Genomic DNA, 6,458 nt, shown 5'->3' on the forward strand with positions numbered 1-6,458 from the left:
ATAGCCGCAAGTTACATGCCCTATCGCAGATTACCAAATACAGACAGCGCCCGTATCAGGGCCTTGAGGTCGGCAGTTGAAAAAGCAGCCGATACCGATTTTCAGGAACTCTCATTCTCAACGAACGCTCTTGACGAGGCCAAAAGCGTGCTGACGCATTTCGAACTTTTATCTGCCCGTTACCAGCAATTGTACGATACACAGGTGAAAGCCGGTAAATCCTTTACAGGAAAAACCAAGAATGCCCGTATGTATATTTCGCATTTCATACAAGTGCTATATATGTGTGTGATGCGCTCCGAAATCAAAGAGGAACAATTGTCGCTCTACGGACTGGAAGATGCCCATATGGTTGTCCCCGATCTGACTTCCAATGAACAATTGCTGGAGTGGGGGCAGAAGATCATTGAGGGAGAACGTCAGCGTACCGCGCAGGGTGGTGCGCCAATCTATAATCCGTCCATCGCCAAGGTAAATGTAATGTTTACCCTTTTCAAAGAAGGATATAAGACCCAGAAATTGCATCAGAAAGCTACGGCGCGTGTCTTGCAGGAAGTGGGCGACTATCGGGAAAAAGTGGATAGGATTATTTTTGGGATATGGGAAGAGGTGGAAAAACACAACATCGACTTACCTCCTGAGAAACGGCTTGCCCGGAATCGTGAATACGGTATTGTCTACTACTACAGAAAAGGAGAAATAGCGGAATGAATCTCATAGACACGCATGCTCATCTGTTTGCCGGGGAATTTCAGGATGATCTGCAAAAGGTGGTAACACGTGCAATAGAGGCGGGAGTGGAGATGGTGCTGCTGCCCAATATCGATGAAATTTCCGTGCCCCGACTGAAACAGTGCGTATTGAATTATCCCGGTTTTTTTTATCCTATGATGGGCCTTCATCCTACCAGTGTGGGCAAGGATTGGGAAAAACAGCTGGAGCCCATCTACCGGGAGTTGAATGGCGGGGAGTACATTGCCGTGGGGGAGATAGGGCTGGATCTTCATTGGGATACCTCGTTGCGGGAAGCACAGGTGAAAGCCTTTGAGGAACAATTAAGATGGAGTATCGAAAAAGACCTCCCTGTATCTATCCATTTCAGGGATGCCACGGAAGAGGTGATAAAAAGTATCCGGAGAGTGGGCGTGCAATCCTTAAGAGGTGTATTTCACAGTTTTGGAGGTACAAAAGCGGAACTGGAGGCGATATTGGAGTTGGGCAATTTTCTGGTAGGGATCAATGGAGTGGTGACCTTCAAGAACTCGGGGTTGTCCGAAACACTGAAGCATTGCCCTGCCAACCGGGTAGTGCTTGAAACCGACTCTCCTTATCTTGCGCCTGTGCCATACAGGGGAAGAAGGAACGAGTCTGCCTATCTGGCGTATATTGTCGCTCAATTGGCTGGAATATGGGATGAGAGCGAGGAATCAGTCGCCTGGCTCACCACCCGTAATGCACGGGAATTATTCAATTTTTTTGGGTGAGTATGCCTTCATTTTTCAACCGAAAGAGTGAAAAGGGTTTTTTATTAAAATTATTATGACAGAAGTAGCATATAATCGATAAATTCTGTAATTTTGCTTCCCGAATGAAGTGGGAATGAAATATTTTTTGTAATTTGCACCCGTTTTCGGGAAAATCTCTTTCAGAAGAGATGTTTATTCCTCTTTAGGGAGAGATGCTCGAGTGGTTGAAGAGGCACGCCTGGAAAGCGTGTATACGCCAAAAGTGTATCGCGGGTTCGAATCCCGCTCTCTCCGCACAAATTGAAAAGTCACATTTTATTTAGAACAACAACACAAGAAATCAATTATAAATACAAAAAATCAAAGATCATTAATCAAAAAAATTGAACACACAATGAAAAAGTTATTTGCAATTTTAGCAATCTTCGGAATGATGTCCGTAGGGTTGTCGTCGGTTCTTTTAGCACAAGATGCCACTCCTGCTGAAGAAACAGAACAAGTTGCCGTTACTCCGGTCGAAACAACACAGGCTACCGTTGATGAAACATCAGGTGGTTTTCATCAGGCGCTGAAGGTGAAATTTATTGAAGGAGGTGCCGGCTTTATGAGTACCATCGCCATCTGTTTGATCCTGGGTCTGGCTTTCTGTCTCGAAAGAATCATTTACCTGAGTCTGGCAGATGTGGATCCGGATGCTTTCCTGAATAAAGTAGGTGATACACTGGAGAGGGGTGACGTGGAAGCTGCAAAAGATATTGCACGCAATACCAGAGGGCCCGTTGCTTCGATTGTATATCAGGGATTGCTTCGTCTCGACCAGGGACCCGATGCGGTGGAACGTTCCATTGTTTCTTACGGTGGCGTACAGTCGGGCTTGCTGGAAAGGAACCTTTCATGGATCACTCTTTTTATCGCTGTTGCCCCCTCGCTTGGGTTCTTGGGAACTGTGGTAGGTATGGTAATGGCTTTCGATGATATCCAGAGAGCGGGAGACATGAGCCCGACCATTGTTGCCGGCGGTATGAAGGTGGCTTTGATCACCACCGTAGGCGGTCTGATCGTTGCCATTATTCTCCAGATAATCTATAACTATATCCTTTCCAAGATGGAAGGTATCCTCAACAAAATGGAAGATGCTTCCATTACCTTCCTGGATCAGGTAATCAAATATAACGTTAAATATAAAAACTTGTAATTATTATGGCTGTAACGAAAATACACAGAACTTCCAGATTAACCCTGTATATAGGAGTTGCGATCACTCTTGTGGTGCTGGGGTTATTCTATCTGGGGGGACAGGTGCCGGCGCAGGAGAAGCTGGTTGCCGATATGAGTCAGCCTAAGTTTGCGGATCTTTTATTGTACTGGGCATATGCGCTTTTGGTAATTACAGTAGTTGTTTGTGTTATATTTATAATAGCATCGTCCCTGAACCAACTGAAAGAGAGTCCGAAAAAAACCATGGGCGGATTTCTGGCTCTTCTGGGATTGGCGGCATTGCTGGTGATTACCTATGTGATAGGCGACGGAACACTTTTGAATATTCCCGGATACGAAGGGAATGACAACCGGCCTCCCACGTTGAAGATGACAGATATGTGGCTCTACAGTTCATATATCATGTTCGTTATCACCATACTGGCGATGATTATTTTGCCGTTGATCAAAAGTAAAAAATAATAGGCTCAATCAAAGAGCAAATTAAAGAAAGGTGTTTATATGGCAAAATCAAGTAGAAAAGTTCCGGGATTGAACGCAAGTTCAATGGCCGACGTCTCATTTCTTTTGCTGACCTTCTTCTTGCTTGTTTCGAACATGGACGTCGACTCCGGACTGGCGCGCCGACTGCCGCCGCCGACGACGGATCAAACTTCTGTGGATGTGCAGCGTAGGAACCTCTTCGTTGTTCTGGTAAACGCCCAGAATGAGACCATGGCGGCAAACCAGCAAAGTACCGAGTGGTACGCCAACGAAGCTGAGTTGCGGGGTGAAGCAGGTGGAAAGGTAGCTCTGAAAGATAAGGTGAAAGAGTTTATATTGAATACGTCTAACAGTCCTGAACTGCCCGAACTGGAAGAACAGGATTTCGGAGCGCCGATAGGAGTTGTTCCCGTTACTGCAGCCCATGTGGTTTCTATCCAGAACGATGCTACCACCAGCTATAAAGCATATATCGCTGTACAGAACGAGGTAGTGAGGGCATACAATGAGTTGAGGGAAGAAGGGGCTAGGAAATATTTCAATACCTCTTACGGAGAGTTGACGGAAGAACAGCAGAAACAAATTCAGGATCTTTATCCTCAACGTATTTCTGAAGCAGAACCTAAAAATTATGGAGGACAATAATTATGGGAAAATTTAATAAAAGCGGTAAAAGAGAGATGCCTGAGATGAATACGGCATCTATGCCTGACATTGTTTTCGCCATCTTGTTTTTCTTTATGGTTACTACCACTATGCGTTCGGAGACGTTGATGGTAAGTATGAAAATACCGACCGCTTCGGAAGTGCAGAAGTTAGAGAAAAAGTCATTGGTGACCTATATCAATATTGGTCCTCCCACGGATACGAGACTGGGTACCGGTACGCAGATGCAGCTGAACGACAGGTTCGCCCAGGTGACCGAAATTCAGGATTATATCGCACAGGAGAAGGCCAGTATGAATGAAGCGGATCAACCGTTGATGACCGTTTCCATTAAAGCGGATGAAGATACGCGGATGCAGTACATTACAGATGTAAAGCAAGCATTGAGACAGGCTTACGCATTAAAAATCAGTTATTCCGCCCGAGCGGGGGAGAATTGATAACTGAAACCGATGTCTAAAAGAACCGGATTACCTTGAGTGATCCGGTTTTTTTCTTCCCGTATTCCCACCTGATCACCTTTTTACCTTCCCGCCGCCTTGCCGTACCCATTCCATCACATTGGCAGGCGGACGTTTTGCCAGTAATTCCTGCTTCATAAAGTCCATATAGGGCGCCACATGGGAGAAAAACCTGTAATATCCTTTACACAGATAATTGAGTCCTTCGTTCCCGTATTTGTCCTTTATAAACCTGTTCTTGGGGCACTCGCCGTAGCAGGCGAAAAGCATGTCGCATTCACGGCATTGCCGGGGAAGTGTATCGAATTTATCATTTCCGAATTTCAGTTGTTCTTCGGAATACATCATCGAGGTGAGTGTGCTGCTGTAAATATTGCCTAAGCGGTATTCGGGAAAAACAAAGTGGTCGCATGAGTATACATCACCATTGAACTCCATGACGCCCGCATGTCCGCATGTCCTGGCCATGGTACATACTCCCGGCTGTTCCCCTACCCAGTTGGCCAGTGTGGAGTCAAAGATCTGGATAAACATCTTCCCTACATCCTGTTTTACCCACTCATCGAAAATGGTACAGAGAAAATCACCCCATTTCCCGGCATCGACGGTGAAAGGGGCCAACTCCACTTCCTCCTCTTTCTCTTGTGCAGTAGCCAGTTTCAGTAGAGAATTGTTCTTGCGTAAACGTTCTACAATGGGAGTGAACTGTATATATTGGCATCCGATCTCTTTGAAGAACCGGTAGAATTCCAACGGATAATCCACGTTATAATCATTGACTACCGCCATACAGTTGAATTCCACGCCATGTTTCTGCAGAAGTTGTATCCCTTTCATTACACGGTGGAACGAGGGCCTGCCCATCTTGTCGCGGCGATATTCATCATGGAAATCCTGTGGCCCGTCGATCGAGATTCCTACCAGAAAATTGTTCTCTTTGAAGAAGGCGCACCATTCGTCGTTGAGCAGTGTGCCGTTGGTCTGAATGGAATTATCGATCTGCCGCCCGCGCCCGTATCTCTTTTGCAGTTCTACCGCTTTTTTATAGAACGAGAGAGGACGCATCAGCGTTTCGCCGCCATGCCAGGTGAACATTACCTGCGGCATGGTCTGGGATTCAATATATTGTTGGATGAACCGTTCGAGGAGTTCTTCGCTCATCACCTGGTTTTTCTTGCCATAAAGGATTGCTTTTTCCAAATAATAACAATAATCGCAATCAAGGTTGCACTTTGACCCTATGGGTTTGAGCATTACGTACATCGGTTTGGCAAAAGGAGCAAATGTAGACATATTGATATTATTTATAAAGCAAAGATAAACAATTCATATCATTATAAGGTTTAGAGAAGTAAAAATTTGAATATTGAACCTGTTGATAGGGTGGGAAGGTGATCAGGTGGAAAGTCTTTATTCTGATAATATAAAATCGTATGAAACCGACATAATTAAAAATAACGATTAAAATAATGATTAAAGATCCGGAGGAAATCTCTAACTTTAGGGAATATTTTAATCATAAAAGGTTCACTAAAGTTCCATACATCATAAAGAAAAAATAATCGTATGAAAAAAGAAAATTTATTACAGTTGGGTTGGTTAATTTTTAGAGTAGGTATAGGAATATCGATATTTCTGCACGGGTTTCCCAAAATTTCCGGCGGACCTGAAATGTGGACTGCCATAGGCGGTAGTATGGGGATATTCGGTATCAATTTCGCTCCGACTTTCTGGGGGTTTCTGGCAGCAGTGGCCGAATCGGTCGGCGGACTCCTTTTTGCCCTTGGATTGTTCTTTCGGCCTGCAGCTATTATGCTTACCGGTACAATGATCGTTGCTTTGTCCACACATCTGGCTGCAGGAGATGATTTTATGATATTCGGGCATGCGCTTGATCTGTTGATTGTCTTTGCTGCATCCATTTTGATCGGTCCAGGTAGATATTCTTTGGACGCAAAATTCCTGCCGAAGATTGCCTGAGGCGAAAAGCCGACTTGTTTACCCGTTATCGCGGGTGTCTGCTAGGTGAATAAAGACGTTTGTCTCCCATTCAAAAAAATCCCCTTCTTCTCGTATTGAGAGGAAGGGGGTTTTTTATCGCAGTTTGTAATAAAAAAGGGTAAGCTTACTATATCGCGCCGCTACAACCAAATACCCTTGCTTC

Annotated in this window: 8 protein-coding genes and 1 tRNA gene; 8 read left to right on the top strand and 1 reads right to left on the bottom strand. The window is 44.8% G+C overall.

Annotated features, from left to right (window positions below; genetic code table 11):
• Positions 1-15: 15 nt before the first annotated feature.
• From Q0502_RS18530 to Q0502_RS18560, 7 genes are all read left to right on the top strand, one after another.
• Positions 16-711: a hypothetical protein gene (locus tag Q0502_RS18530; protein ID WP_298653988.1), complete on the top strand. Its 696-nt coding sequence runs from the start codon at positions 16-18 to the stop codon at positions 709-711.
• A complete protein-coding gene (locus Q0502_RS18535; protein WP_298653989.1) occupies positions 708-1,484 on the top strand; it encodes a TatD family hydrolase in 777 nt (258 codons plus the stop codon). Before Q0502_RS18530 ends, Q0502_RS18535 begins: the two co-directional genes overlap by 4 nt.
• A 188-nt stretch (positions 1,485-1,672) precedes the next feature.
• Positions 1,673-1,760, top strand: a tRNA-Ser gene (locus Q0502_RS18540).
• Positions 1,761-1,860: 100 nt separating this feature from the next.
• On the top strand, positions 1,861-2,661 hold the full coding sequence (locus Q0502_RS18545) for a MotA/TolQ/ExbB proton channel family protein (protein ID WP_298653991.1): 801 nt from the start codon (positions 1,861-1,863) through the stop codon (positions 2,659-2,661).
• Between the two features lie 5 nt (positions 2,662-2,666).
• Positions 2,667-3,146, top strand: a complete 480-nt coding sequence (locus tag Q0502_RS18550; protein WP_298653993.1) for a hypothetical protein — start codon at positions 2,667-2,669, stop codon at positions 3,144-3,146.
• A gap of 39 nt (positions 3,147-3,185) precedes the next feature.
• The gene (locus Q0502_RS18555) at positions 3,186-3,812 is read left to right on the top strand and encodes a biopolymer transporter ExbD (RefSeq protein ID WP_298653995.1); all 627 of its coding nucleotides are present in this window, start codon (positions 3,186-3,188) and stop codon (positions 3,810-3,812) included.
• A gap of 2 nt (positions 3,813-3,814) precedes the next feature.
• A complete protein-coding gene (locus tag Q0502_RS18560; RefSeq protein ID WP_298653997.1) occupies positions 3,815-4,273 on the top strand; it encodes a biopolymer transporter ExbD in 459 nt (152 codons plus the stop codon).
• A gap of 75 nt (positions 4,274-4,348) precedes the next feature.
• Here the strand turns inward: Q0502_RS18560 and Q0502_RS18565 are convergent, their stop codons facing one another.
• Complete coding sequence (locus tag Q0502_RS18565; RefSeq protein ID WP_298653999.1) at positions 4,349-5,587, bottom strand: anaerobic sulfatase-maturation protein; 1,239 nt, start codon at positions 5,585-5,587, stop codon at positions 4,349-4,351.
• A 273-nt stretch (positions 5,588-5,860) separates the two neighbouring features.
• Between Q0502_RS18565 and Q0502_RS18570 the strand changes: the two genes are divergently transcribed.
• The gene (locus Q0502_RS18570; protein WP_298654012.1) at positions 5,861-6,274 is read left to right on the top strand and encodes a DoxX family protein; all 414 of its coding nucleotides are present in this window, start codon (positions 5,861-5,863) and stop codon (positions 6,272-6,274) included.
• Positions 6,275-6,458: the final 184 nt, after the last annotated feature.

The sequence above is a fragment of the uncultured Proteiniphilum sp. genome (assembly GCF_937873925.1).
Lineage (GTDB): Bacteria > Bacteroidota > Bacteroidia > Bacteroidales > Dysgonomonadaceae > Proteiniphilum.

Excerpts from the sequence above, each read along its gene's own strand:
- Q0502_RS18530 (WP_298653988.1), top strand. The coding sequence starts at position 16 with ATGCCCTATCGCAGATTACCAAATACAGACAGCGCCCGTATCAGGGCC.
- Q0502_RS18535 (WP_298653989.1), top strand. The coding sequence starts at position 708 with ATGAATCTCATAGACACGCATGCTCATCTGTTTGCCGGGGAATTTCAG.
- Q0502_RS18545 (WP_298653991.1), top strand. The coding sequence starts at position 1,861 with ATGAAAAAGTTATTTGCAATTTTAGCAATCTTCGGAATGATGTCCGTA.
- Q0502_RS18550 (WP_298653993.1), top strand. The coding sequence starts at position 2,667 with ATGGCTGTAACGAAAATACACAGAACTTCCAGATTAACCCTGTATATA.
- Q0502_RS18555 (WP_298653995.1), top strand. The coding sequence starts at position 3,186 with ATGGCAAAATCAAGTAGAAAAGTTCCGGGATTGAACGCAAGTTCAATG.
- Q0502_RS18560 (WP_298653997.1), top strand. The coding sequence starts at position 3,815 with ATGGGAAAATTTAATAAAAGCGGTAAAAGAGAGATGCCTGAGATGAAT.
- Q0502_RS18565 (WP_298653999.1), bottom strand. The coding sequence starts at position 5,587 with ATGTCTACATTTGCTCCTTTTGCCAAACCGATGTACGTAATGCTCAAA.
- Q0502_RS18570 (WP_298654012.1), top strand. The coding sequence starts at position 5,861 with ATGAAAAAAGAAAATTTATTACAGTTGGGTTGGTTAATTTTTAGAGTA.